Annotated in this window: 19 protein-coding genes and 2 pseudogenes; 12 read left to right on the top strand and 9 right to left on the bottom strand. The window is 55.8% G+C overall.

Translation table 11 applies throughout. The features are described 5' to 3' along the window. Positions 1–133: 133 nt before the first annotated feature. From AB1462_RS13850 to AB1462_RS13840, 3 genes are read right to left on the bottom strand one after another with little or no spacing between them, the layout of a single operon-like run. Complete coding sequence (locus AB1462_RS13850; RefSeq protein WP_367246892.1) at positions 134–2377, bottom strand: DEAD/DEAH box helicase; 2244 nt, start codon at positions 2375–2377, stop codon at positions 134–136. After that, entirely contained in the window at positions 2352–3647 is a 1296-nt protein-coding gene (locus AB1462_RS13845) for an ATP-binding protein (protein WP_367246891.1), read from the bottom strand. The genes AB1462_RS13850 and AB1462_RS13845 overlap by 26 nt, the downstream gene beginning before the upstream one ends. Then, positions 3644–6067, bottom strand: a complete 2424-nt coding sequence (locus AB1462_RS13840) for a TerB N-terminal domain-containing protein (RefSeq protein ID WP_367246890.1) — start codon at positions 6065–6067, stop codon at positions 3644–3646. The genes AB1462_RS13845 and AB1462_RS13840 overlap by 4 nt, the downstream gene beginning before the upstream one ends. A 920-nt stretch (positions 6068–6987) precedes the next feature. On the opposite strand from AB1462_RS13840, the gene AB1462_RS13835 reads away from it, so the two are divergent. Next, a complete protein-coding gene (locus AB1462_RS13835; RefSeq protein ID WP_256214295.1) occupies positions 6988–7116 on the top strand; it encodes a hypothetical protein in 129 nt (42 codons plus the stop codon). A gap of 437 nt (positions 7117–7553) precedes the next feature. On the opposite strand, the gene AB1462_RS13830 is transcribed toward AB1462_RS13835, so the two are convergent. Further along, a complete protein-coding gene (locus AB1462_RS13830) occupies positions 7554–8702 on the bottom strand; it encodes a hypothetical protein (protein WP_367246889.1) in 1149 nt (382 codons plus the stop codon). A gap of 933 nt (positions 8703–9635) precedes the next feature. Between AB1462_RS13830 and AB1462_RS13825 the strand changes: the two genes are divergently transcribed. The 3 genes from AB1462_RS13825 to AB1462_RS13815 all read left to right on the top strand — a co-directional run bounded on the left by AB1462_RS13825 (position 9636) and on the right by AB1462_RS13815 (position 13279). Further along, positions 9636–10997, top strand: coding sequence for a hypothetical protein (locus AB1462_RS13825; protein ID WP_367246888.1), 1362 nt, complete (start codon positions 9636–9638; stop codon positions 10995–10997). 177 nt (positions 10998–11174) lie between these two features. Continuing rightward, positions 11175–12659 (top strand): AAA family ATPase, encoded by a 1485-nt coding sequence (locus AB1462_RS13820; protein ID WP_367246887.1) that lies wholly within the window; start codon positions 11175–11177, stop codon positions 12657–12659. Next, complete coding sequence (locus AB1462_RS13815) at positions 12656–13279, top strand: hypothetical protein (protein ID WP_367246886.1); 624 nt, start codon at positions 12656–12658, stop codon at positions 13277–13279. The genes AB1462_RS13820 and AB1462_RS13815 overlap by 4 nt, the downstream gene beginning before the upstream one ends. Positions 13280–13441: 162 nt before the next feature. Here AB1462_RS13815 and AB1462_RS13810 read toward each other — a convergent pair whose 3' ends face one another. Together AB1462_RS13810 and AB1462_RS13805 are read right to left on the bottom strand one after the other, a co-directional pair. Further along, complete coding sequence (locus AB1462_RS13810; RefSeq protein WP_244176368.1) at positions 13442–13639, bottom strand: hypothetical protein; 198 nt, start codon at positions 13637–13639, stop codon at positions 13442–13444. Positions 13640–13888: 249 nt separating this feature from the next. After that, the gene (locus AB1462_RS13805; RefSeq protein ID WP_090406372.1) at positions 13889–14215 is read right to left on the bottom strand and encodes a DUF2388 domain-containing protein; all 327 of its coding nucleotides are present in this window, start codon (positions 14213–14215) and stop codon (positions 13889–13891) included. Between AB1462_RS13805 and AB1462_RS13800 the strand changes: the two genes are divergently transcribed. Continuing rightward, the gene (locus tag AB1462_RS13800; RefSeq protein WP_367246885.1) at positions 14206–14331 is read left to right on the top strand and encodes a hypothetical protein; all 126 of its coding nucleotides are present in this window, start codon (positions 14206–14208) and stop codon (positions 14329–14331) included. The genes AB1462_RS13805 and AB1462_RS13800 overlap by 10 nt on opposite strands. Before the next feature lie 57 nt (positions 14332–14388). After that, positions 14389–14523 (top strand): annotated as a pseudogene (locus AB1462_RS13795) (alpha/beta hydrolase); the annotation flags it as partial. Between the two features lie 138 nt (positions 14524–14661). Here AB1462_RS13795 and AB1462_RS13790 read toward each other — a convergent pair. From AB1462_RS13790 to AB1462_RS13780, 3 genes are all read right to left on the bottom strand, one after another. Further along, a complete protein-coding gene (locus AB1462_RS13790; protein ID WP_367246884.1) occupies positions 14662–16218 on the bottom strand; it encodes a methyl-accepting chemotaxis protein in 1557 nt (518 codons plus the stop codon). A gap of 332 nt (positions 16219–16550) precedes the next feature. Continuing rightward, positions 16551–16724 carry a hypothetical protein gene (locus tag AB1462_RS13785; protein ID WP_244176366.1) on the bottom strand — a complete coding sequence of 58 codons (174 nt, stop codon included), beginning with the start codon at positions 16722–16724 and terminating at the stop codon, positions 16551–16553. 540 nt (positions 16725–17264) lie between these two features. Further along, positions 17265–18119, bottom strand: coding sequence for a lipopolysaccharide biosynthesis protein (locus AB1462_RS13780; protein ID WP_367246883.1), 855 nt, complete (start codon positions 18117–18119; stop codon positions 17265–17267). 556 nt (positions 18120–18675) lie between these two features. Here AB1462_RS13780 and AB1462_RS13775 point away from each other — a divergent pair. The 6 genes and pseudogenes from AB1462_RS13775 to fecE form a co-directional block, all read left to right on the top strand. Continuing rightward, positions 18676–18789 (top strand): annotated as a pseudogene (locus AB1462_RS13775) (AsnC family transcriptional regulator); the annotation flags it as partial. A gap of 80 nt (positions 18790–18869) precedes the next feature. After that, complete coding sequence (locus AB1462_RS13770) at positions 18870–21275, top strand: TonB-dependent siderophore receptor (RefSeq protein ID WP_367246882.1); 2406 nt, start codon at positions 18870–18872, stop codon at positions 21273–21275. A gap of 202 nt (positions 21276–21477) precedes the next feature. Continuing rightward, complete coding sequence (locus AB1462_RS13765) at positions 21478–22398, top strand: Fe(3+) dicitrate ABC transporter substrate-binding protein (RefSeq protein ID WP_090406357.1); 921 nt, start codon at positions 21478–21480, stop codon at positions 22396–22398. 2 nt (positions 22399–22400) lie between these two features. Then, positions 22401–23390, top strand: a complete 990-nt coding sequence (fecC, locus tag AB1462_RS13760) for an iron-dicitrate ABC transporter permease FecC (RefSeq protein WP_367246881.1) — start codon at positions 22401–22403, stop codon at positions 23388–23390. Beyond that, positions 23387–24355, top strand: a complete 969-nt coding sequence (locus AB1462_RS13755; RefSeq protein WP_090406352.1) for an iron chelate uptake ABC transporter family permease subunit — start codon at positions 23387–23389, stop codon at positions 24353–24355. The genes fecC and AB1462_RS13755 overlap by 4 nt, the downstream gene beginning before the upstream one ends. A 4-nt stretch (positions 24356–24359) precedes the next feature. After that, entirely contained in the window at positions 24360–25151 is a 792-nt protein-coding gene (gene fecE / locus AB1462_RS13750; RefSeq protein ID WP_367246880.1) for a Fe(3+) dicitrate ABC transporter ATP-binding protein FecE, read from the top strand. The last annotated feature ends 19 nt before the right edge of the window (positions 25152–25170 follow it).

The following is a 25170-nucleotide window of genomic DNA, read 5'->3' as shown; positions in this document are numbered from 1 at the left end:
TCTGAACCGTGTTAACAGGCTCAGAATTACGCAAGGCTAGGCTGGTAATGATCACTCATCACCAGCCCAGTGGCGGGACGTCAGCGTGTTCGCGCGTAGTCGCGTCGGCGCAATGCAGTGCGGTTTCTTCCACTTATTTTTCCAGAGAATGACTCTGTGCAAAAAGAATTGCGGTCGAGATATCGAGCGATATGGAAGCAAACGACTTCATCAGCAAGGATTGCGGCAGTGCCCAATCCCACTTTTCGCGCAGCATGTTTTCCACCTCCGAAAGTATCGAGTCTAGATCAGCAGCATCCAGGCTTCCGACTTCCTTCAGTGCCATTTGGGTTCGACCGATGTCGGCGTCAATCTCAATGGTAAGGCCTGCGTTATCACAAGAAAGGCCGACATGATTGAGTAACAAGCGCAGTGCATCGTTGGCATGATCACCTAGCCAGCTCATCAGATAACACTTACCGCCAGACTCAACTATGTAGCGCTTACCAAGGCCCAGCGAAACAAATGTCTTTCGAGCCTCGTCGAGAAGCTCTTGAGCCCCTTGATCAATAAAGGGGCAGGGGATTGTGTCTGCCAAGACGGCTCGCATTTCTTGGCGTACGTTGTCATGCACCATCGCACCCAGACCGTCGAACTGAGGAGGGGCACCACCGCGTGCTGCTGAAACGATGATGACTTTGGCCTGGAGATCAACATCACGAACCTGCCACCTCCGGCCTCCGAAAATAATGCGCTGATCCTTGGTCAGTGGACGGCTTACCGGCACAGATCCCAGTGCCCTACCGTCGCATACAAGGCGAAATTCTTCGTCGCTGGTGAATGCGCTGTAGAACTCATAGTGGTTGATCAATCGCTCTCCAACCGTCCCAGGAAGAAGCAACCCTGAGCTGTCCTGAACAATGAGCTCGTGCTCGCCGAGCGCCTTGAGCAACTTCACAAAGTCTGGTTTCTCAACTTTTGGAAATGCTCCCTCAGCAATCAAACTTTTCCAGAGATCTGCAGCAGATGCACCGCCGCACTGGGCAATCACTGAAAGACATTGTTGAACGAGGGTGGACGCGTGAATGCCTTGAGCCCTGGGAGGTTCAAACCACCCCTTGGCCAGCAGTCGAACCATGGCAATGGTTTGAACCAAGCCTTGGCGCAGTTGATCCGAGAGGCTCGATCCATCTTTGAGTGGCGATTCCTTGCAGTAAACGCGCAGCGTTGCTTTTTCTCCTGGGCGCCTTCCCGATCGCCCTAGACGTTGTCGCAGACTCGCCACCGATGGTGGGGCACCAATCTGCACGACTGTTTTGATGCTGCCGATGTCTATGCCGAGCTCAAGCGTCGTGGTGCAAATCGCGGATGCTGCATGAGTCCCTGCCTTGAGAGCATGCTCTGCTTGCTCACGTAAGTCCTTCGAAAGGCTACCGTGATGAGGCCAGAATTCGTTAGGCACGCCGTCTTTCTCGCAGCGCCGTCGCAGTTGATCTGCGTACCATTCAACCTGAGACCGGCTGTTTGGGAAAATCAGGTTGTTACTGCCGCGTAACACCTTGTAAAGATGATCGGCGATCGCGAAGTCTGGGCTTGCCTCGTTCTCTGTCTCGTCTTCATTTTCCGCCTGGTCAGAGAGCTTTACGGGCTTCTTCTTGAGCTCGCTCATGGGTGGCTGAACGTAACCACGAACTTGCACCTGGAGAGTCTGGTTGGAGCTTTTTGATTCAATGACGGTAACGCCATCGGCATTTCCCGGACGCAAAAACTCCGACGCCATCTTCATATCGCCGAGGGTGGCTGAGAGCCCGACTCTAGGGAGACGGTGGCCGGCAACAAGTTCTACCCGATGCATTAGCGACTGAAGTTGCTTGCCTCGTTCGCTACCGATGAACGCATGCAGCTCATCCACGACGATATAACGCAGGTGCTGGAACACCCCGCCAAGACTTGAACCGCGGTTGACGAACAGGGCTTCAAGGGATTCAGGAGTGATCAGAAGCACCCCCTCAGGGGACTTCAAAAAGCGATGTTTTTTGCTTGAGGAGATGTCCCCGTGCCAAGCCACTACGGGAATCTCAAGCTGCTGACAAAGACGGCTTAACCTGTCCCACTGGTCGTTGATCAGGGCCTTGAGCGGGCTGATATACAGCACCGAACCGGGTGGATCATCGCGATTCAGCAAATTGGTGAGTATGGGAAGAAAAGCAGCCTCGGTTTTGCCTGCCGCTGTTGCTGCGGCGATGATGACATCCTGATCGGCATCCACCAGAACAGGTACCGCCCATTCCTGGGCGTCGCGCAAGGAAGTCCAGCCTTCCGCCCAAACCCATCGCTGGATTCGGGACTCAAGTTGATCGAAACCCGATGACTCAGAGTGTGAAGGTGGCAAGTTCATCGTCCGCATCGACTTTGGTATCGTCTTCGCCGCCTGAGTCCCTGGCGACCTCGACGGCTCCAAGCATCATTCGCCAATCGGCGCCCGGGTTTTGCTCCAAGATGGCGAGCAGGTTGATGAACGCTGTGATCGTGGTACGTGGCGTGCGGAAGTAAGCTTCTCCCAGGCGCTGATTACAATGCGCCATGAACAAGGGGAGCGCTTCGTCAGGTAGTAAGTATTTTTCGACATCCCCGCCAGCGTATACGTGACGAAGCTTCTGAAGCAGCACGTAGAAGTCTTCCGGGGTCAGGCTGGTCAGGCGAATGACCGGCCCCGACAGATCCACCAATCCTGATTTTGCAAACGAGTTCTCGGCCAGTCGAGATTGCAGGGCAGGGTAGCTGAATAGCCCCCGACGAGTGTCCATCAAAAACTCAGGAGTGCCACCTAAAACGAAACCAAGCCCTTCGGACGATCCCTGCAGAGAGTCGTTGAGAATACGGAGGATCTGTTCGTAATTGGCATTACGAGCTTGGGTATTGGCCAGTTTGTAGAGGTTGACCAGTTCGTCGAGGCAGATCATCAGACCGCCAAAACCTGCAAGTCTGACGAATCTCGACAGGAGCTTGAGCTGATCGTACACGGAGGCATCATCAATGATGGTTCGTACACCCAAGGCTGCTCGGGCATCAGTCTTAGTGGTGAACTCTCCACGCAACCAACGTATGGCGTCGGCCTTGAGCTGCTCGTTGCCTTCTTCGAAACCTCGGCAATAGGCGGCAATCACCTCCGCAAAATCATACCCGTTGACCATCTCGGTCAGCTCGGCCAAGTGAGCACGAATAACAGTCTCGCTGTCCGTACCCGTCGCCTTGGCTTCGGTTTTGGCCTGAGAGATGAATTTCTCAACAATGCCTTGCATAGCCCCACCGTCGGGCTTCGTACGCGTCGACATGTTTTTAGCCAGCTCGGAGTAAAGCGAACGTGCTTGTCCACCCGTGGCATGTAATCTGCGATCTGGGTTCAAGTCGGCATGCATGGTGACAAGCTTTCGCTCCATGGCAATCGCTCGTACCAGGTTCAGAAAGAACGTCTTGCCCGCACCGTACTCGCCAATGACGACTCGAAATGCCGATCCACTTTCAACCAGGCGATTGACGTCCTTAATCAGTGCATCTAGTTCGCCTACCCGGCCAACCTGAATCAGGTGTTGGCCCACGCGAGGAACGACGCCTGCGCGTAGCGACTGGATGACCGCATCGCGATCCTTGGCTCTGATAGTGCTCATAGGGCTAACTCTTCCAGAATGTCTGTATTGATCTCGACAGGGTCATCACCCTCAGTGACGGGCATGTCGAAACGTTCATAAGCCATGTCGTTAATTTGTTCCAGGGCACCATCGAGCATCAGCTCCATGTCGCTGGCGGCAGCTTCAAGTTCGGAGCGGCTCCACTCAGGGCGTGAGATCAGCAACCGAAGGAATGCAGAGTGTTCCAAATCGAGACCACCAATGTCTGCACTCGATTTTTGTACTGATTCTGCCACATCGATCAACTGTTCCGGTTCGTCAACCTGGTCATCAGTGAAGACTTTGGCAAGGAGGGCGGAGACCTCTGCGGTTTCTCGTTGCAGTTCTGCAATGCGCTCGTGATCAAGCACGAACCCTTGATTTGCAGTGGAGTTGATCGGGGTACCAGGCTCGGAACGAGGAATGCCGGCCTTTGGTTTTACGAAGGCAATACTTGCTCCAGATGCAGCACCGTGGAGATCGCTGTACAGCAACTGACTGTCCAGCTGCAGGGCCTTGTAAACGCGCTCAAGAAGTTTCACTTCCAATGGGCTGACGATGCCATCTGCTTGCGCCAGATGGGCCAGGAAGCTGGCAATCGTGCGTTTGGCTTCGACCGTTAGTGGGTCGAGTTTTTTCTTTAGGCTGGCCAGCGTTGGTGGTTGCTGGATCTGGATTCGCAGGTGTGCTTTAAGGCGTTTGCGATGGGCCACACTCAGGTGATTCCAGGAGTCGATGTGTTGAGCAAGAAGCGTAACTTCCTCAGTGGAGGTATCACCATCGGCAGAAGCCACAGCACTAGCAAGGTCGAGCGTCACCGAAGCAGCATTGTAGGCTGCAGAAGCTCGCAGTGACCCGTCTTCTGGTTGAGTCACGAACAGCGCGATTTGATCTTCTGCTTTCGGTGTCTTACTGCCAGCCAGTACGTCGGGTTCAATACCGATGTGAAGCGATTCCAGCGCGCGAGCAAGTGCAAGTACTTTGTCGCGGGACAGGGCGCCGGCGCTCTTGAACCGGCCTGCGAGTTCGCCAAAGCTCATGACAATCAGGTCGTCGCCAATTCTGAATTGAAGCTCGTCCAATTCTGTACGGGCTGCCGTCGGCCAGAGAGCGACGGGAAGTTGCAAAAGACCTTCGAGAGCTTCTGCGCTATCAGGGTTGCGGCCCAAATATCGGCTGTAGGGTTCAAGCTCGGTAGTGCATAGCTCAACCAGCAACTGCAGGCTTTTTCGTGTACCTGACGTGGCCAGGACATCAGGAAGGTCACCCAAACTAAGCGTGGGGGCCATTAAGACCGCGGAGGCCGGCCGATAGCTGGTTTTAAGTTTGGTCTTGTTGTGCGCCAGGACAAGACCCTTAGGATGGGCGCTTGTGTACTTAAGCTTGAACAGTCTCGAAAAGACATCCTTGCAGCGAGTCACGGGCGTGCGTTTGCTGATGTTGGGGTCAGCTAGCGCCCAGGCTAATGCCCAATCGGCATCAAGGGGGCGCTTGTTGGAAGCGAATTGCCCCAGACCTACGCGCAGTGGCAGTGGCATCTCGTAGCTATACGCGACAACGTTGGGAGGTGGGCCAAGGTAAAGGTCTGGATCGATCTTGGTGTTGCTCAGGTAATCCAGAAAACCTTCCGCATATCCCCTGAACGACCTATTTTCCCCGTAGATACTCAATAGGCGCTGGACTTCTTCTACGATCAAAGGAAGCTCAGCCTTGACGCCCGGGTCACTCACTGCGTCAACGAGTGCTCGACGCTCTAGACCATAGAAATACAAAAATACGTAGCCGGTGTCTGCCAGTGGGTAACGACGACCGCCCTCCAGCCATTGAAGGTATCCACGGCGAGCCTCTGACGTGATGGAGTGAAAACTGGGCCAATAGGACATCAGCCGTTCTTCTAGATCGACGTGTGTCTTTGCGATACGGAGCTTGGGGTTTATCAGTGAGGGTTCTTCGGCATCGTGCCGGCCACCTAGTACGCTGCCCATATAGAACATGCCACCGGGAATTGAAAAGCCGGAAACGGTGACAGATTCACCTGCTGGCACCCAGCGAACATTAGGGTTTTGCGTGCTCGCATTTGGAATTTTGAAGGACTTTGAAGATGTTGAGCCGAGTTGGACAGTGTAAAAATCAGAGGTTTCCTCTGTGCCCATATGGCTCCCTGAAACCTCACGCATAGAGAAAGTGAGGTCTGGTCGTTGATGCTCTCGCAGATGTTCTGTCTCCGAAACGGCCACTGACAATTGCTCGGCATGTCGCCTTGAGCGACGAACCAACAGCCAAAAAACTGCGGCAATGCAAGCAATAACACCAATGGCGATCCAAGCATTTTTCGGGATCGATGCGACTGCGCCGAAGGCCAGAGCGAAAATGATCAGGATGCCGTTACTTGTGGAATTTTTTGCCTTCTTCCTTGCCATGAGTCGTTTCAACCTTGAAAGATGGGTGCTGGCGCAATGGCAGTATCCGATAATTGCCCTACGAGAACCATGGGCCGAGGAACGCTATTGATCGGAAAATTTTGCTTGCACACGAATAGCTACAATCATCAGAAGTAGCTTTTCAGCATGACGCGCGCAGATCATCCCCCTCCATTGCTGATAGCTGCGATTGATTGTGGGCAGCTATCAGCCAGAAGCAGTCATTCAATCTCGGGTTGCTAGCGGCTTGACAGCGAAATTTCGCAGTGGACGAGTACATACCCCCATTTCCCCTAACACCACTATTATCCTCTCAAGTACTCTAACTTTCCGTGAACATCAGGTAGGTTCTGCTGATCCCTTTGCCGGAGGCCTCGGTCTGGTTTTCTCAAGATCGTGAACGATTTCACATGAGTTCAAGGTATCACCGACGACATGGTGGCCATCGCACGTGGCCGAGCAATACGCGGCTATCGTCGCGGGGCGAACTGTCGTTGCTTATAGCGCCTCCTTTGATCGGCGCCTGCCCGCCATCGCCACGGACTAACCGCCCCGGAGCTGACCACTGCCTGCGCAATGCTGCTGCATATGGAGTGGTGAATGGGTAAAAGGGCTGGCAATGGCGCTGGATCAAGCTTATCGAGGCCGCTATCGAATGCGGGGTGCTGGAGGTCGGCTCCCGCCGCGCCCTAAGCAATGCACGAATGACTCTGGACGTGCTGTGCTACCTGCAACGTCGCACAAATGGATGTAAATCAACAACCTAGCCTGCCGGCAGATAATCAGTAGATACTGCCAAAGCTAATTCAATTTTTCACATAGCTAAAATCAAGCATCTCATGTCTATTGAAAGTATCAGTCGGCACTAATAAGATGATTCTGCAACAACCAAATCAATATTAAAATCAAGGAGAGATCTTATGGCACTTAAACCAGGCCCAAAGCCAATTGCTAAATCAACCGGCGAAGTTGATAAGCGTCGTCGTGACAATAAAGACACGCAGGGAAATAATCCCGACTTGAAACCTAGCAAGTCCTCAAAAAAATAGGTTATCACTGGCAGAAGCTACTTTAATGTTAGCTTTTGTCATTGAGGATTTTAGGGAATGAAGGCATAGTCGGTAATTTCGATTTACCTGACGATCATTGCCCGCTCTATGAGCGCTATAACAACATATCGGATAGCATCATTGCGGCAGCATAGCTTGAGAGTTTAATTCTCTTGGTTTTTCTAGATGCCCTTGACGATGAGGTCAGAGCGTTTTTACACACTCTGGGCCGTTTGCTGCCCTTCGCGACAGGCAGCACAGCCAAAAGCGGTCTCTCACGAATGGCTTTTATCCATCCAATGGCAGCCCTTTAGAGCCCTAAAAACTCGGATTTAGCGAAGAGAGGCACCATCACGTGGTGCCTGGATTGCGGAGTCTGGGGCAAGGGTGCCGATTTGAAATGCTTCGTTTTGCATGCCGCAGAGACAAGTTGAGGTTCACGTCTCTTGTCTTTTCTCAAGCTGCTCCCGCCTTGCATCCAGATCTGATTGGTGGCCGTAAAACGGCACGAGGATTCCAGGGCCGACCGTAACTAAAATAAGATCGCGCAACAAATCCCCCCAGTTGGTTCCAGCCAACTCCTCAGACGGGACGTTCAGCAACATTGCTGCCTGATCACGATCGCGGGACGGGTGCCAATGGATTTCGCGACCATCGCGAGTGTGCGCTTGTATGTGATCTGGCATCAGCCCGCCGTTGAAATGAAGCATCACCCGATCAAATCGCCTGCCGATGTAACTAAGGGCTAGATCCAGGATCACACCACGTAGTTCAGGAGTTGGCACAGCCTCTTCCCACGGTACGACTGGCCCGCGCGTCATTGTGACTATAGGGTATCCAGCAGTCAGCGTTGGGCGTGCAAAAATCTGTTGGTAGTCTAAGCCTCCCCCTTTAACTCCTCGTTCCGTCCCGCTCGCGATGAAATGATCCCATGAGAAGGGACTGATATCAGTGGCTTGCTCAGGTTCGCGCGCAGCCCGAACAGAATGCAGCGTCAATCCTCTTGGCCAGTTGAACGTGACGTTAGCTTTTCCTGTCACGATTTGAGCCTCAGGTGATCCCGCCGTTTCGTGAGTCGCAAGTGGAAAATCGATACATCGAGCCTTCCCTTGAAGTAGCAAGGAGTGAACAGGGCGCAGTGGACCTGACGGTAGCTCCGGTACGGAAGATGTCTGAACAATGAGAGCCAAGCCCGCGGTAGTCCTTTCCGCGATCTTGATCTCGATCACGTCAAGGTAGTCACGGATGGACCAATAGAATTTTGGCGCCGGATCACATTTTCGGGACCAATACTCGTTCAGAAAATGAGTGATCAGAGAGAGGTCTTGGTGGGTGGTCTGGATGCCTTTTCGCGCGAGCCAAGTTGACGCTTGCGATGGATCTAGGACTACCGCTGCGGAGCGGGTCATGTCGTCCATGCATGTCCCAGCACTTTTCTCGTAACTGATTGCAGCAGCGAGAGTGTTGAATCCGAGGCAGGCAGCAAAAAGCTCTTGCCATTGGCGGAAGTGAAGGCTGCCTAGCGGCGTATTTTTGAAAAATGCGAGCGCGTCGGAGGACGGGCCGGTAATGATAGTTCTGCTCATTGATAGACTCCAAATTCGGTTTTCCCGGACATGGGGTTGTCCAGGCATAGATGTGCTTCACCAGCTGTGCTGGCTAGCATTCGCATGACCGGTTAGTGCGTTAGCTACGAATGTTCGAAACACACCCCCGAAGGGAGCTGAATGTGCTGCGGGCCTATTTCTGCTAGAAAAAATGCCGGGAGTGGTCTGCTCAATGGCTGGCCTGAGCATACACCACAATAAGGGGAGGCGCGACATTGAGGCATAGATTGCTCGGAAGGCTGAAATGTGTCGGTATCTGCCTTTCGGGAAAGGGAGCAATCGGCCAAAAAGCAGTCGTAGGAAGTTGTCAATAAGTCTCAGACTGAGTCAAAGTTCGCCAGTCAACCAAGCGTGATTCAACGGCAGTTTTGGATGTAGGCGTTGGCCTACGCTCGTGCAAAGTAGGAATGCAATAAGTGCTAAAAAATATTTTGGATGCTTTGGGTAAGATCAAATCTCGCCCTCTGTTGATCGTATTTACCGCGTTAGCCATTTCGACATTCACGCCAGGGGGCGGGCCGATCGCGGATCCGCTATCAGCTTGCTGCTGTCTTTCCTAGTAATAGGTGCCTAAAGGATTCAAACTTTCGTGCATTCATCATTTTGGATCACGGAGTTCCAGTCTACCGATTTTGGAACCTTAATTTTCATCTGCTTTGGCATCATTGATAGGGCATGAATCGCATTTGGCCCTGCATATGCTCGCCTACACTTCTCAATTTCACCGTCCTCGGGTAAGGGCGGCTCACCGTATTCGTGATGCCTGCAAAATCCTCCGTTTTACTGATGAACTGGGTCGGAGCAGAGGCACCATCAGAAATGGATTTTGCGGGTGGCCATTGGCCAGAATTTGAGTAGGATGGCAATCGAACTCACACAACTCGAAAACCACCTCCTCGGACCGTTCGCACGATGGCAATCAAATTAGAGATCCATGCTACCGACCCGGAAGTCATCTCACTGGTCCAGCGCTACTGGGCAATGAACGAGGAATGTAAGCCTGTCGAGAACGTCAGCGCGATGTTGCCATTTCGCGAGATCCTCAAACCCCATGCCCTCGCTGCTTACATCAGAACGCAATGCACCGCGTTTGACGAAAACCAGAACTGTTCGGTCTGCGGTTGTGAGTTGAGTATCACAAGCAGGTCGGAGGTGAAGAGATTCAAGCAACACCCACTCTGGCCTTGCTCGGCATGCAAGGCCGAGTTGGACGAAGCGCGGCGAGTTGCTGAAGCAGAAGCGGAGGCTGACCTGCAAAGGCGAGTAGCGAAGCACGCTGAGCGCATAACAGCTCTAACGACCAACTACTCGGCTTTGCCTGACGACCTGGCGTTCATCCTGTTGGCATTAAGGGGCGCCATCTCACCTAGCCTTTTCGGCGGAAGATTCACCTTCCACGATTGCAGGGCCCTATCGCCCTTGTATTCGGAGATGTTCATCTCTCGGCTTTATAAGGCTGGCGTCATATCGGACGATCCTCGTGCCACCGGCTCCAGCGCCTACTTTGTGAACGCCAACGGACTGAACTATTACCGGGAAAAGGCACGGTTTTTCTTGGTCCCCGATGAACTCCTAGGAGGCGGCGAGGAGGCTTTCAATGAGCTGGTAGTACGCACCTATACGAATAAGCAGAGCTTGTTAGCGCTGTGGTACGACTACACTATGGCCGACTGCATGGCATACCTGCACAATCAACTCGAAGAGTACAGACAGGTCTTTCCGCTACATAAGACGGAAGAGATCAAGAGCGCGATTTACACGGCGTTGAAGTATTACAGCACCAGAGACGTGTGGAGCATGTTGTGGCGAGTTGTGCAAACCGTATCGTCTAACTCAAATTATAAGTACTCCAATAGAGAGAAGTCGGCCGGAACCATCGCCACTAAACTGCGACTTCAATTTGAAAAAGCGCGTAACGAGAAAACTGATTTAGGTGTATGGAGTCGTCTCAAATCGTTACCCGCCGGAGCGTTGGGTCAGGTTTTCTATGAGCTGTACGGGATTGATGAAACCACTGACGCCTCCGTGATCATCAAAAAGCTTTCAGATGAGAACCCAATAGAGCGAGATGAAACTGAGGCGAGCATTGATGCTCAAGTGAAGGAGTTGATGGCCTGCGCACTCGCCAATGGTAGCGGAGCGGCAGCGATCTATGATTTCGCGGAATTGGTTCGTAATGGTGCTAGTACGTCTGAAGCAGTTGAGCAGATTACGGAGATTTATGCTGTCAAATGTGCTGATGAATTTTCTACTTGCTCAGAAATTGAGTCTTAAAAGTCGGGGAGGGTGCAGTCCCGGCTGTGCCGGAATGTCGCCAGTGGTGGGTTTAGTGGCAGTGGGTTTTGAATGATGTTGATTTGAGTGTTTAGCTGCGGAAGTGAACGCGAATTCGTGCATTGTTTGATATAGTTGAAATAAGGGAGTCAAACCGTATGATGCTATGGCTAAAATATGACTGAGTCAGTAAGAAGAAAAAACAAGAAAGTAGGTTTCTGCTTAATAAGTTATGAAGAAGGCGCCATCAACATTCCGCTATTTGATGAAAGTGTAAAAGGTGGAAGCACGAACGTAACTGTTCTGATTGGGCCTAATGGATCGGGGAAAAGCCGATACATTAGCCGTATTGTAGATGAAGTTTGCTATTTGAATACGCTGCGGACGGAAGGTGATAAAGCTGCGTTCAGAAGTAGGGCGCTGGCAGATCAGGCAACCTTGAAGTATCGGTTTGACGGGAAAATGTGCGTAATTGAGCGCAAGAGTCTTGACGAAGTTCGTTGTACCTTAAGTGGTAGAAGTACAAAGCTGAATGACATGCCATTTCCAAGTCAGGTGGCAACTGTCTCTCACCTTCCAAATGATAAGTTTAGGTTTACCACGGAAAACGAAGATTCTTTCTATAAGTATCTCGGGCTACGTCAGTCTTCGAATTTAACAACGACTGGCGCGCTTGAGAAGAAAGTTATGCATAGTCTAGTTGTAGGATTCTCAACTCCGAGCTTTAAAGATCGGCTGAGGAACTGGCTGGAACTGGCAGGATTCGACAATAAAATACACATTCATTTGCAGTTGCACTCGCTAAAACTTCTTTCTAGTAATTGGAATGATGTTTACGATGAGTTGATTCGTATACAGGAAACGAGGGCAATGACACCTGCCAAAAAATCGAATCTTAGGCATAATTTAGATAATAACTTCCACGATATTATGTCGTTTTTTGATTTGATCCGCGAGTGGCCGTTCCAGCAGGGTACTGATGGTACAAGTTTGTATTTTGAGTTGTCGCATGCCCTGGAAAATGAAGTAGCGGCAGAGGCATGGAAGAGAGGTTTTGATGCTGCCAGGCGCTGGCGAGCTTTTAAAAAGTCTTCTCTTTTCTTCGGCAGATCCGGCATGGAATGTGAGTTTTCGGACTTGAGTTCTGGTGAGCAGCAACTGATCGGTACGAATTCTCGCTTGCTCGCAGAGTTAAATGATCACTCTCTAGTTGTGATTGATGAACCTGAGATCAGCCTGCATCCGCATTGGCAGATAAAGTACATTCCAACGCTGCTGGAAAGCCTTAAAAACATCGATGCAACGCATGTTTTGATCGCAACGCATTCTCACTTTATGGTATCCGATTTGGATCAAGATAATTCGGTTCTGGTTACTGCTCGGTATGAAAACGGACCAAAATTCGATTTATTCGAAGGTGACGTGTACGGCCGCTCTCCTGAAAACATCCTTTATCGTGTGTTTGGCGTAGCAACCACAGGCAACATGTACGTTGAAAGTGATCTTCGTAAAGCTCTGCAAATGATTGCTCGGACCGAACCTCTGAACATGAGAGAGCTGAAGTCGACCTACGCTCGCCTACAGAAAGTGGCTGGCCCGGACAACCCTGCGATGAACATCATCCTGGAACGCATAGGCGTGTTCATAGAAGGTGTCAGATGATCAAGCTGCCAAGGTGTGCTGTCATTGATCCAGAAGATCAGAAAAAGCTTGATGCTATAAAGGTCGATTTAAGACCGAAAAGTTGGTACGGAAAGAGAAAGCCGGTAATCAATTTCAAAAGTCAGGTGCTCATACAGGGTCGTGTGATTCAGCAGGAGCGCTGCGCCTGGTGCACTCTTCCCTTGGGTGCGGAAGGTCGGCGAACAATCCATCGGGATCATATCGCTCCATCATCTCTCTACCCGCAGTGGACCTTTGTTGCGAAAAATCTTGTGATCTCTTGTGAGTATTGCAACGGCCTCGCGGTGAAGTCCGATATCGACACAATTAAAGAACTCAAAGATACGTACGACGACTGTGAGTTCCACATCGTTCATCCTTACGATGACGAGATCGAATTGCATATTCAGTTTGACAATGATCGAGATCAGCTTCCGGTAGTGATAAAAGGGATATCACCGAAGGGACTCTGGACTGTCAAGAGTATGAAGCTTGATGACGTCGGGTTGACCAGGGAGAGAGCGAAGGAAGTGTTTTACGAACAAAGGGGACGATTGAGGCTTCCAGCCCAGGAAGAGGATCTCATTGAGAGAGCGCTGGGAGCGATGAACGTTGCTTAATGGATCACTCAAGCGATGTTTAACGAAGCCCACGTTGGTGGATCGGTACAATGGGGTGCTAGGGGTCGAGTGTTCGAATCACTCCGTCCCGACCATTATTCCTGAGTAAAATCAGACTCTTAAGCCGATCAGATAGATCGGCTTTTTTGTGCCTGCGCAAAACTACCCGGTGATTTCGCTGATATTCAGATCCGGAATCGCCTCGGACCAAATGATTTCCTCGTGGTCCCGCTGGTAGTTCTTGGTCATGCCCTCGCTCGCATGGCCTGCAATCTTCTGCCCGTCCTTACCGGCTTTCTTGTACAGGTGCAGCGACAGCGCTCGCACTTCATGGAAGCCGGCATCTCTTCTTCCTTCCATCCTGCGTAGAAATGGTCGCTCCTCCGCTTGAGGTCGTGGGTAACAAAACGCCCGCATGTGCGGTCTGTCGAGCACCGAGAGGGGGCGAAAGCTCGACTGAGGAAGTGTAGATCAGGGAGGACTTATCGCTAAGGGCGAATCGCAGGCAAAGAAAAGCCCGCGATGGGGAGGGCGGGCTTAAAGGGATGTTCACTAGGAGCTGGGGTAACAATAGACAATTGACTGTGAAAAGGTCGTGAAAGGTCGCGCTCAGTACGAGGTAGAGATTGCCTGGGCCAGTTGCTGGTCGTTCATCAGCGGCGGCGTGTATGTCGCACGATAAAAGCGAACTGCTTGCTCAAACTGAGCGCCGCGAATTTCGCCATCTGAACCAATGAATGCGAGGGCATCGTCCTTCGCTTTTTTCATCATTGAGGGCCCGTAGACTGTAAATGCTGTTGTACCTCCGAGCACCATCGTTGGGAACAGGGTAGTGGCGCTCAGCGCTCTCTCGACCGGATTCTCGACGTACCACGCCATTGCTTCAGCGCTGATTGATACCATAACGACGGCTGCCAGGGTCTTCCATGAGTCCATTCTTCGATGCTTCCATTGCGATCAGTGGGCGCCACCATACCAGAGCAGGGGATCAGCAGAAACAAGAAGCCGGCGCCGGCACCTGGTGCATCGCGATGAATGTCGAGATCGGCTGAATCACCGACACCACGTCCTCACCAGCAGGCCAACAACGTGTCCGGTTAGATCGGACACGATCCACGTCGTTGTCCTACTGCCTCCAGGCTGAACGTATGCGGCTGGCGCCTATTGCGGTTTGCGCGCACGGTCCGATGTATTCCAACCCGATCGCGATGTGGCAACAGATCGCCGATTTCCACGCGAACAGCCTCACCGGGGGGGCGGTTTTCCTGAGGGCTGCCTGGTTTTCATGGGCGCCCATCGGGCGAACCGGCGGGCGAGGCGTTCATTGCTAGGCTTCAATGCCAGCAGCGGCTACCGCAAACCGGCAGCCGCCCTTGCGCGCCTTAAACCTTAAACCGCTCCACCAACCGCTCCAATTCATGCCCCAACCGCGCCAGCTCGTTGCTCGACGCGGCGGTTTCTTCGCAGGTGTCGGCCGTCTGGTCGGAGATGTTGCGCACGTTGATCACGCTGCGATTGATCTCCTCGGTGACGGCACTTTGCTGTTCCGCCGCCGTGGCAATCTGCTGATTCATTGACTGAATGATCGAGACCTTGCCCGTGATGTTCTCCAGCGCACTGACCGCCCGGTGGGTGCATTCCACGCTGCTTTCGCTCAGTACCAGGCTGCTTTCCATACCTGAGGTCACGGCGTGGGTGCCGCTCTGTACCCCGGCGACCAGGCTTTCAATTTCTTCGGTGGAGCGCTGGGTCCGCAGGGCGAGGTTGCGGACTTCGTCTGCCACCACAGCAAAGCCACGGCCAGCCTCGCCGGCGCGGGCCGCTTCGATGGCCGCGTTCAGCGCCAGCAGGTTGGTTTGCTGGGCGACGGCTTTGATCACATCCAGTACGCCGCCGATCTTGTCACTTTGTTCCTGAAGATGGCGCACCGCATCGGCCGATTGGTTGAGTTCTGCCGCCAGGCGCTGGATCTGTGCAATCGCCTCACCCACGATTTGTTCCCCCTCGCAGGCTTGTTGATCCGCGATGGACGCGGCCGCAGAGGCTTCTTCGGCATTGCGTGCGACGTTCTGGACAGTGGTGGTCATCTCGTTCATCGCGGTGGCCACATGATCCGTTTCGGCTTTTTGATTGCTGATGCCGGAATTCGTGTGCTCGGTGACTGCCGACAACTGCTCGGCCGCGCTGGCCACCTGGATAACACCGGAGCGAATGCCGTCAATCAGCTCATGAAGGTTGTGCATCATCTGCGCAAGGCCTGATTGCAGTTGGCCCAACTCGTCACGCCGGTCGACCTTTACAGGCTCGGTCAAATCACCCTGGGCAATGCGGTTCACTGCCTGGAGCGTGTGTTGCAGTGGGTTCACGATTTGGCGGGTGATGACCCAGGCGGCGAGTGTACCCAGCAACAGTGCCAGGGCCGCGACGAGTCCCAGCAGGGTCTTGGCAGAGGCGGCATCGGCATCGCGTTTGGTATTTTGCGATTGAATGAGGGTTTGCGTGGTGTCGAGCAACAGGTCACCCAACTGCCCCATCCGTTTAAATAGCGCCGCCTGGTCAATGCCAGGCGTGGACAGGTCGTGCAGGTGTTTCCCGTACTCGTTGACCGCATTTTCCTGCTGCTGGATCAGGTCTTTATCCATCGGCTCGATGAACAGCTCCCGGATACTGTGCAGGTGGGCTGCCAGTTGATCCAGGGTTTGTTGCAACGGTTGATAGGCATTCGCTTGAGCGTTGGTACCGATGCGCAGACGGATGATTCGCAAGTCTTTGGTGTAGTTGCTGATCTGCGCAATTTTTTCAACCTTAAGCCCGCGCTCGGTCAGTGTCACCACGGCGTACCAGCCGGTCGCGGCCAGCAAGAACGCAAGCCCCAGCACCAGGCCGAACCCCCAACTTAATTTAGCACTGACTCGGATATTGCTGATCCAGCCGAACATACAGACTCCTAAAATAAAGCAGGTTGATTATTGATCCCCTGAGTGTCGACCTACACCTCCAATGCTTTAATCGCGAGCATGTTCCATACTTCGACTTGGATCTTGCGTGAAAAAAAATCGGCAGGTGGTGTTCATCGGCTGTAGTGTCACTGAAAGGATACAGCCCCATGTTTTTCAGGCGTTGGCGGGGAGGGCGGTTAGTTAACTAAGTTGATTTTCTGAGAGCCGAAATGTTGTCTTGTGCTTTAGTCGAATATTCAGGAGGACCGAGTTCTGTTTGGCCCGAATGCTTGCGGCTAACTACCAAAAGACAGGCGGCAGTCACCAGGTATTTAAAGTTTGATGGTTTTTTTCAGGTAGGAAAACAATTGGTCCTGGCAGGCCCTGTATTGGTTTTCCAGGTTCTCGACTTCCCACATGCGCGCGAGCCAGACGTCATCACAGGCGGCTTCCAAATGGTTGACGGTGGTCATCCAGGCCGTTTGGGCGTTAGCGGTTGCTTGCATTAAATGCAATAGCTCCTCATTAATCGCAAGTGCATTCGGCGAGGGGGGCTTGAGGGACATTAAAAATACTCAGAACTATTTCAATAGGAGGTGTGTTTTAGGTTGCGCACTATAAGGCCCTGCTCGCGGGAGGCAGTATTCGACTAATGGCTAACGCGGTGAAATCGTAAAGTTCACAGCTTTTTTGTGCGGGTATTCACCCTGCTTATAATGTCGCTTACGCAGCTGTAGTGTGTTTCACGGATTAAACAGATGATTCGATTCAGCCGATAAGTTGAATCTTGATTCAATCTGCGTTCAATAACGTGCAACTGCGTTAGTACGGTCTTAGCTGTCAGTTAGATCAGCGACTGCGGCGTTTTTCCGGTGCAGTACACAGCAGCATGCCGTCGATCACGCGCCGGTCCAGCTCACGCTTGACCGAGGTTCATGGCCCTGTGACCGTTTGTGCCTGGCACGCCCAATGGGATGAGCAACCGCTCGATGAGCGAGCGAAGATCAAGTCACGCCAAGGCGTGCGCTACTCGCCCCTTTCTTGCTTCATGGCGTTTGGAGCATCGCTTCCACTTCCGCAACGGTTACACGCGCAATGACGCTTTCCGGGATCTTCGAAATATCGGATAAGTTGTAAACCATGAAGTCATCCCCCATGACCTTTTTGGACATCAACTCGAACGACGGAAGTATGCGGGTGTAATAGTGTTGATCGAGCCCGCAGGGGGAGTTTACGGAGTCCTTCGTTTCGTAAAACCTCCCCGACTTTTCGTCCAGGTCGACGCCTACCAGAAAAACCTTGGAGAACCCGACGTGGAATGCCAGCTGTATGGCCAGGTAGGCCACGGTTCGGGCATCAAAAAAGCCCTGGCTCATGTCCTTGGAGAACCCGATGGGTCGTTTCCGACGGGCGATCAAGGAGTGATCGGTAACCAACTCTTTTTGTCTCCCGAGCGCCACATCGAGCCACGACGGCCTTGTAGCCTTGGACAACGGGTAGAGCTGCCCGGTTGGACGAATGCAGGATGATTGCGCATGGTCTGCCCATAGCGCGACCCTTTGGCTGACGACCATGGCGTAGTTGAATAAATCCGGCTGCTGGTTGGAAAAGCTTCTGTCCGTGCAGGCGTAAAAACTCGGTTTGATGTCGGTGTTCATAAACATCGAAATCGCGCCATTCATCGTAATCATGGGCACGTGCGCAAACTTTTCGAGGGGAAATGATTTGGCTGAAGGGCCGGAAGCAATAATAAAAACCGCGCCTGATTCGACATTCCGACAGGCATCAAAGTCGTGTAGGGTCGGCGAGCGTGCGTTTAAACACGGCACTGATGCGGGTGCAAACAACGGCAGCTTATTCTCGCCAACCGGCTTGGCCCCGACGCAGGACATCTGTTTCATCCGACCTATCCATGTTGTGAAATGAAAGTACATACATCTCCCGACCTGGAGCCAGCAGTAGAGTTCCTTAATGAAAAAGAATATATAAACGCGCTGACGCTTTCAGAACGTCTGTCCCATGGAAAACTGAAACACCTGCTTGTCCGCTTTCTCAGGCGTGCGGATCGGATATGCCAGGTTCACACCCCCCCACCGAGCTGGCCATCTGGCGCATTTCCCGACGCAGCACCTATTCCAAGGTCCAGCTGGTGGATGGCTCGAAAAAAGCTGATGGGTATGGGCTGATTACGCGTGTAACACGGAGAAATGGGCTGACAAGCTCGCCAAGGCGGCGCGTACGCGATATTTCGCGGTCAATGGCGCCGAACTCAGCGGGATTTTTAACTTGCAGCACGGTTGCGGCAAGTTGGTCGCAGGTTCCTTAGCTGACTGGTATTACGGCATGCCCGGCCGCTCCGTGGCGACGGAACCCTTCGACATCACCGGAAACACCGGCGACAGGTGAATCAAAAAACCAGGAGACGCTCCGTTTATGCCTGCCGAGGGAGTTGGGATAAAGTACCAGGACCTCGCCGGTCGGCTGTTCGCCGAGAATCCCAATGTGAAACGGTTCAAGACATTGGTGGTGCTGGACCGGGTCAACGTCGGCTTGGAAGTGCCGGTTGCATAAAAAAGTTGGTCGAAGCCTGTCCCCTTTTTTCACCTCGCCTGTCATTCCAGGCAAGTGAACAAAATCGAGAGCTTCTTCCCATGCCCGCCGTCCTCCCTTTGCGCTTGCGCCCGTTGCTCAAACTGAGCCTGATGCTGAGCCTCAGCGCCAGCCCGTTGTTCGTCCCCGTCAGCTATGCCGAAGACAGCGCCGCGCGCCGCAGCTACCAGGTGCCGGCCGGCAGCCTGAGTGCGGCGTTGACCCGCTTTGCCGGTTTGTCGGGGGTCAACCTGTCGATAGACCCGGCGCTGGTCAGCGGGCGCAGCAGCAGCGGTTTGTCTGGTGAGTACGGAGTGGAAGAGGGCTTTGCCCGCCTGCTGCAAGGCTCCGGCCTGCAGCTGCAACCCATGGGGGAGCAGGCGTACATGCTGGTACCGGCGCCGGATGGCAGCAGCCTGGAACTGGCGCCGACGTCGATTCTCGGTACCACCGGCCTGTACGACGGCGACACCTACGCCGGTGGCCAGGTGGCGCGGCGTGGCTCGCAAGGCTTGCTGGGCACGCGGGATTTCATGGAAACGCCGTTCAGCATGACCACCTACACCCAGGACGCGGTAAAAAACCAGCAGGCGCGCACCCTCGGCGACCTGATCGCCAGCGACCCGTCGGTACGCGCCACCAACCCGGCCGGTGGGCGTTATGAGCAGTTCACCATTCGCGGTTTCAGCCTGTTCAACAGTGATGTGTCTTACAACGGCCTGTACGGCGTGCTGCCGACCTACACCATCGACATGGAAATGGCCGACCGCGTCGACATCTTCAAGGGCCCCACCCAGTTGATCAACGGCATCTCGCCGCGCGGCAGCGTGGGTGGCGGGATCAACGTGGTGCCCAAGCGCGCCACCGACAAGGACATCACCTCGTTCACCGGCACCTGGGCCTCCGACAGCCAGGCCGGCGGCGCGGTGGATGTGGGCCGGCGCTTCGGTGAGGACAACAAGTTCGGCCTGCGCTTCAACGGCGTGAAGCAGTCCGGCGATACCGAATGGGACCACCAGAGCGTCGACCGTGAGATGGCCGTGCTGGGCCTGGATTTTCGTGGCGAGCGCCTGCGTCTTTCCACCGACATCGGCCGCACCGAGCGCGACACCGATGCCCCGCAGGAGCGTGTGCAAGTAGCGGCCGCGGCGCCGGTGCCCAGCGCCAACGATGTGCGCCGCAACTACGCGCAGTCCTGGAGCAAGGCCCGCACCAAGGACACCTTCGGTACGGTGAATGCCGAATATGACCTCAGCGATTCGGTGATGCTCTACGGCGGTGTGGGCGCGCGTAAAAGTAACCACGAGTTCCTGCGCCATGCGGTGTCGGTCAGCAACGCAGCCGGCGCGTTTACCGTCTCGCCTCGGGATTTCACCCGCGATGAAAACGTCCGCACTGCCACGGCCGGTGTGCGTAACTGGTTCCACACCGGGCCGGTGAGCCATGAGGTCAACCTGGCCGCCAGCTACTTCTATATGGACTTCACCAACGGCGGTGCGCGTTATGCCAACGCATCGAGCAATCTCTACAACCCCGTGCAAACCCCGACGCCGTCTGTGGCCACGCGTCAGGACGCGAAGGTGTACACCGAGAACACATTCAGTGGCGTGGCCTTGTCCGACACCCTGGGCTTCTTCGATGACCGCCTGTTGCTCACCCTCGGCGCGCGTTGGCAGCGTGTGATCGTGGACGACTGGAGCAATGGCATCAAAGGCAAGACCAACTACGACGAAGAAAAGATCTCGCCTTCGGGTGGCCTGCTGTTCAAAGCCACCGACAAGCTCTCGCTGTACGCCAACTACATGGAAGGTATGAGCCAGGGCAAGATCGCACCGTCCACGTCGAGAAACGAAGACCAGATCTTCCCGCCGTTTATCAGCCGCCAGGTGGAAGTGGGCGCCAAGTACGACGCCGGCGCCTTCGCCGTGACCGCCGCCGTGTTCCGCATCAAGCAACCGGCCTACGAGACCAACTCCACCTCGCTGCTGTTCGGTCCCAATGGCAAGCGCCAGAACACCGGTGCGGAGCTGAGTGTGTTCGGCGAACCCTTCAAGGGTGTGCGCTTGCTCGGCGGCGTGATGTACATCGACAGCAAATTGAAGGACACCACCAATGGCGCCTGGGACGGCAACCGCGCGCCGGCCACGCCCAAGTACAACGTCAACCTCGGCGCCGAGTGGGACGTTCCGACCCTCGAAGGCCTGACCCTGACCAGCCGGGGCATCCACTCCAGCTCCCAATACCTGGACCAGTCCAACGTCAAGGAAATCGACGCCTGGAACCGTATCGACGTCGGCGCCCGCTATGCGTTCAAGGTGGATGACAAGCACATCACCCTGCGGGCGAATGTGGAGAACGTCGCCGACAAGCGCTACTGGAGTTCGGCCGGTGCGTCGGATGACAGCGAGCCGGGGCTGACCCTGTCGACCCCGCGCACCTACCTGCTGTCTGCCACCGTCGACTTCTAGACGCCGATTAAAAAAGTGGGAGGGGGCTTGCCCCCGATTGCGGCGGTTCAGTTGGAGCATCCTTGACTGACACACCGCTATCGGGGGCAAGCCCCCTCCCACAAATGAGAATGTTTTTTGATCGCGCCGCCCCGATATGGAATAGTACCCGCCGTTTTCCCCAGCCGGTCCAGCTGGGGTGTTTTAACGCCGAGGTACCTTCATGCAATTGTTGCGCTCCATCCCCACCTTTGCCGCCTGCCTGCTGGCGTTCTCTTCCAGCCTGTTAAGCGCTGCCCCCATCGACCTCAACGACGGCCAGCACGCGGTGCATCTGCCCGATGCGCCCAAGCGAGTGGTGGTGCTGGAGTTCTCCTTTCTCGACAGCCTTGCCGCCGTTGACGTGACCCCAGTCGGCGCCGCCGATGATGGCGACGCCAATCGCGTGCTGCCCCGTGTGCGCCAGGCCATCGGCCAATGGAAATCCGTGGGCCTGCGTTCGCAGCCGAGCATCGAGGAAATCGCGCGGCTCAAGCCGGACCTGATCGTTGCCGACCTCAACCGCCACCAGGCGCTGTACAGCGACCTGGCGAGTATTGCGCCGACCTTGTTGTTGCCCTCGCGTGGTGAGGATTACGAGGGCAGCCTCAAGTCCGCCGAGCTGATCGGCAAGGCCTTGGGCAAAAGCCCGCAGATGGAAGTCCGCATCGCGCAAAACCGTGAAAACCTGAGAAACATCGCCCAGCAGATCCCGGCCGGTGCCAGCGTGTTATTCGGTGTCGCCCGTGAAGACAGCTTCTCCGTGCACGGCCCGGACTCCTACGCCGGCAGCGTGCTGCAAGCCATCGGCCTGAAAGTGCCGTCGGTGCGCGCCAACGCCGCGCCCACTGAATTCGTCAGCCTGGAACAACTGCTCGCCCTTGATCCGGGTTGGCTGCTGGTCGGCCATTACCGCCGCCCGAGCATCGTCGACAGCTGGAGCAAACAGCCGCTGTGGCAAGTGTTGGGCGCGGTGCGTCACCAGCAGGTGGCCGAAGTGGACGGTGACAGCTGGGCGCGCAACCGTGGCGTGTTGGCCTCGGAGCAGATCGCCGAGGACGCCCTGGCGATCCTCAAGGGCGGCAAAGCCGTACTGAGCCAATAAGCATGGGCCGTGGTTTGGCCGCAGCCGGCATCGTAGTGCTGGGCGCCGTGTTGTTCTGGCTGTCGTTGTACAGCTGGTCGCCGTTCACCCTCACCGCCACGGATGCCTGGAATGGCCTGGTGCATCAGGGCAGCGTGGGCGGCAATATGGCCTATATCGTCGCCCAGTTGCGCGTGCCGCGTGCGGTATGCGCGGCATTGGTGGGCGCCTGCCTGGGCCTGGCCGGGGCGCTGATGCAAGGCATCACCCGCAACCGTCTGGCATCGCCGTCGCTGTTCGGCGTGACAGCGGGCGCGGCGTTGGGGCTTGCGTTGTTTTCCACCGGGTTGGTCGCACCGCCGTTTGCCGGCGGTGCCTTGCTGATGACCTGCCTGGGCGGCGCGCTGGCCTGGGTCACGGTGTTCAGCCTCGGCGGTGCCTGGTCGCCGACCACGGCTCAAGGTCGACTGGTGTTGGCCGGGGTGGCCGTCGCCGCGTTGTGTGCTGCCTTGACCCGGCTCACGGTGATCATGGTCGAGGCCCAGGCGCAAAGCGTGCTCAATTGGCTGGCCGGCTCCCTGGCCAACGTCGGTGCGGCGCAGGTGCAATTGCTCTGGCCGTGCACCTTGATCGGCGGTGTGTGGGCGCTGTGGTGCGCGCCGCGCCTGAACCTGATCAACCTTGGCGAAGACGCTGCACGCTCGTTGGGCGTGGGCATTGCCAGCCTGCGTTTGCAGGTGTTCGTCGCCAGCCTGTTGCTGGTGGGGGCGAGTGTCTGCGCGGTCGGGCCGATCGGTTTTGTCGGGTTGATCGCGCCGAATATCCTTCGCCAGTTTCTCGGCAATGACTACCGCTGGCTGATCCCGCTGAGTGCCGCCTTGGGCGCGGTGATCGTGCTCGGCGCCGACCTGCTCAGCCGCGCCGTGGCGTTCCCGGTGGAAACTCCGGCCGGGGTGGTCACTGCATTGATCGGTGCACCGTTCTTCCTCTTTCTCGCCAGGCGCGCCCTATGACCCAGCCACGATTGCGCCTTTGGCTGCTGCTCGGTTTGTTGCTGCTGGCGACCTTCGTCAGCCTCAGCGCCGGCACCCTGTGGCTCACGCCCGAAACCGTGCTGGAGCGCCTGCTGGCCCATGACGCCCTCGACTTTGAAGTCTGGAACCACCGCCTGCCACGCAGCCTGATCGCGATCCTCGCCGGCTGCGCATTCGGCCTGGCCGGGGCGATTGTGCAGGGCGTGATTCGCAACCCGCTGGCCTCGCCGGAGATCCTTGGCGTGACCCAAGGCGCAGGCTTGGCGCTGACCGTGGCGATCATCAGCTGGCCGCACCTGCCGATTGCCTGGCTGCCGCTGGTGGCCTGCCTGGGCGGTGCCGGTGGTGCGTTGCTGTTGGCGCTGTACAACAGCGGCGTGAGTTTTTCCGGCGTGCGTTTTGCGCTGTCCGGCGTGGCGATTGCGGTGACCTTGTCCAGCATCACCGAGTTTCTGATCCTGTCCCACCCGCTGGACATCAACACTGCCTTGCTCGCGCTCACCGGCAGCCTGTGGAGTCGTAACTGGCACCATGTAGCGCTGGTGTTGCCGTTCCTGGTGCTGATCCCGCTGGGGCTGTGCCTGGCCAAGCCGCTGAACCTGATCGCCCTCGGTGATGAAGCGGCCCACAGCCTGGGCACCTTCCTGGGTCGCACGCGCTGGCTGGCGATGGCCTGCGCGGTGCTGCTCACCAGTCTGGGCGTGGGCGTGATCGGGCCGATTGGCTTTATCGGTTTGGTCGCACCGCATATGGCGCGGCGCCTGGTGGGCGGGCATCACCAGTACCTGCTGCCGGCCGCGATGCTGATCGGCGCGCTGTTACTGGTACTGGCCGACACCCTCGGGCGCACGTTGATCGCACCCAGCGAAATCCCCGCCGGGGTGCTTACAGCGGTGATTGGCGCACCGTATTTTCTTTGGTTGCTGGCACGGTTCAAGGGCTGATGACATGAGTATTCTTCGAGCACGCGAGCTGGATATCGGCTATGGCGCTACCCCCATCGTGCAGGGGCTGTCGTTCACGCCGCCGGCGGGCAAGGTCACCGCATTGATCGGCCCCAATGGCTGCGGCAAGTCCACCTTGCTTAAGGCGTTTGCGCGCATCCTCAAGCCCACGCAAGGCGAACTGAGCCTGGACGGCCAGGCCTACGCCAGCCTGTCCGCCCGCCAACTGGCGCGGCACATTGCATTCCTGCCCCAAGTGCTGCCGGTGCCCGAAGGCGTCAGCGTGCGCCAGTTGGTCGCCTATGGCCGCAGCCCGCACAACTCGCTGTGGGGACGCCTGAGCGGCAATGACCAGTCCCAGGTGACCCAAGCCATGCAACGCCTGGAACTCGACAACCTGGCCGACTGCGCCCTGGCGGACCTGTCCGGCGGCCAGCGCCAACGCGCCTGGCTGGCGATGGTCCTGGCACAGAACGCACCTGTGGTGTTGCTCGACGAACCCACCACCTACCTCGACATCAGCCACCAGGTCGAACTGCTCGACCTGATGGGCGAACTCGCCGCCGAAGGCAAGACCGTGATCACCGTGCTCCACGACATCAACCAGGCCTGCCGCTACGCCGACCACCTGGCGGTGATGCACGCCGGCAAGCTGGTGGCCGATGGCGCGCCGGCGCAGGTGATCAGTGCGCAGTTGATGCGCCAGGTATTTGAGGTGCAGGTGCAGATCATGCGCGAGCCGGTGGCCGGCACCCCCATGTGCCTGGTCGAAAAAAGCACCCGTACCCAAGCCTGACGCGGTCAAAAAATGTGGG

Origin of the sequence: Pseudomonas sp. SB113 (assembly GCF_040754745.1) — a bacterium.
Classification (GTDB): domain Bacteria; phylum Pseudomonadota; class Gammaproteobacteria; order Pseudomonadales; family Pseudomonadaceae; genus Aquipseudomonas; species Aquipseudomonas grimontii.
The sequence above is the reverse complement of the archived record's forward strand: the minus strand, read 5'-3'. Positions and strand labels throughout refer to the sequence as shown.

Bases quoted from the DNA above. Each gene is read 5' to 3' on its own strand.
- AB1462_RS13820 (WP_367246887.1), top strand. From the start codon at position 11,175: ATGACTGAGTCAGTAAGAAGAAAAAACAAGAAAGTAGGTTTCTGCTTA.
- AB1462_RS13810 (WP_244176368.1), bottom strand. From the start codon at position 13,639: ATGGAAGGAAGAAGAGATGCCGGCTTCCATGAAGTGCGAGCGCTGTCG.
- fecE (WP_367246880.1), top strand. From the start codon at position 24,360: ATGAGTATTCTTCGAGCACGCGAGCTGGATATCGGCTATGGCGCTACC.
- AB1462_RS13825 (WP_367246888.1), top strand. From the start codon at position 9,636: ATGGCAATCAAATTAGAGATCCATGCTACCGACCCGGAAGTCATCTCA.
- AB1462_RS13845 (WP_367246891.1), bottom strand. From the start codon at position 3,647: ATGAGCACTATCAGAGCCAAGGATCGCGATGCGGTCATCCAGTCGCTA.
- AB1462_RS13770 (WP_367246882.1), top strand. From the start codon at position 18,870: ATGCCCGCCGTCCTCCCTTTGCGCTTGCGCCCGTTGCTCAAACTGAGC.
- AB1462_RS13840 (WP_367246890.1), bottom strand. From the start codon at position 6,067: ATGGCAAGGAAGAAGGCAAAAAATTCCACAAGTAACGGCATCCTGATC.
- AB1462_RS13800 (WP_367246885.1), top strand. From the start codon at position 14,206: ATGAGTCCATTCTTCGATGCTTCCATTGCGATCAGTGGGCGCCACCAT.
- AB1462_RS13805 (WP_090406372.1), bottom strand. From the start codon at position 14,215: ATGGACTCATGGAAGACCCTGGCAGCCGTCGTTATGGTATCAATCAGC.
- AB1462_RS13785 (WP_244176366.1), bottom strand. From the start codon at position 16,724: ATGCAAGCAACCGCTAACGCCCAAACGGCCTGGATGACCACCGTCAAC.
- AB1462_RS13835 (WP_256214295.1), top strand. From the start codon at position 6,988: ATGGCACTTAAACCAGGCCCAAAGCCAATTGCTAAATCAACCGGCGAA.
- AB1462_RS13755 (WP_090406352.1), top strand. From the start codon at position 23,387: ATGACCCAGCCACGATTGCGCCTTTGGCTGCTGCTCGGTTTGTTGCTG.
- AB1462_RS13815 (WP_367246886.1), top strand. From the start codon at position 12,656: ATGATCAAGCTGCCAAGGTGTGCTGTCATTGATCCAGAAGATCAGAAA.
- AB1462_RS13830 (WP_367246889.1), bottom strand. From the start codon at position 8,702: ATGAGCAGAACTATCATTACCGGCCCGTCCTCCGACGCGCTCGCATTT.
- fecC (WP_367246881.1), top strand. From the start codon at position 22,401: ATGGGCCGTGGTTTGGCCGCAGCCGGCATCGTAGTGCTGGGCGCCGTG.
- AB1462_RS13790 (WP_367246884.1), bottom strand. From the start codon at position 16,218: ATGTTCGGCTGGATCAGCAATATCCGAGTCAGTGCTAAATTAAGTTGG.
- AB1462_RS13780 (WP_367246883.1), bottom strand. From the start codon at position 18,119: ATGAAACAGATGTCCTGCGTCGGGGCCAAGCCGGTTGGCGAGAATAAG.
- AB1462_RS13850 (WP_367246892.1), bottom strand. From the start codon at position 2,377: ATGAACTTGCCACCTTCACACTCTGAGTCATCGGGTTTCGATCAACTT.
- AB1462_RS13765 (WP_090406357.1), top strand. From the start codon at position 21,478: ATGCAATTGTTGCGCTCCATCCCCACCTTTGCCGCCTGCCTGCTGGCG.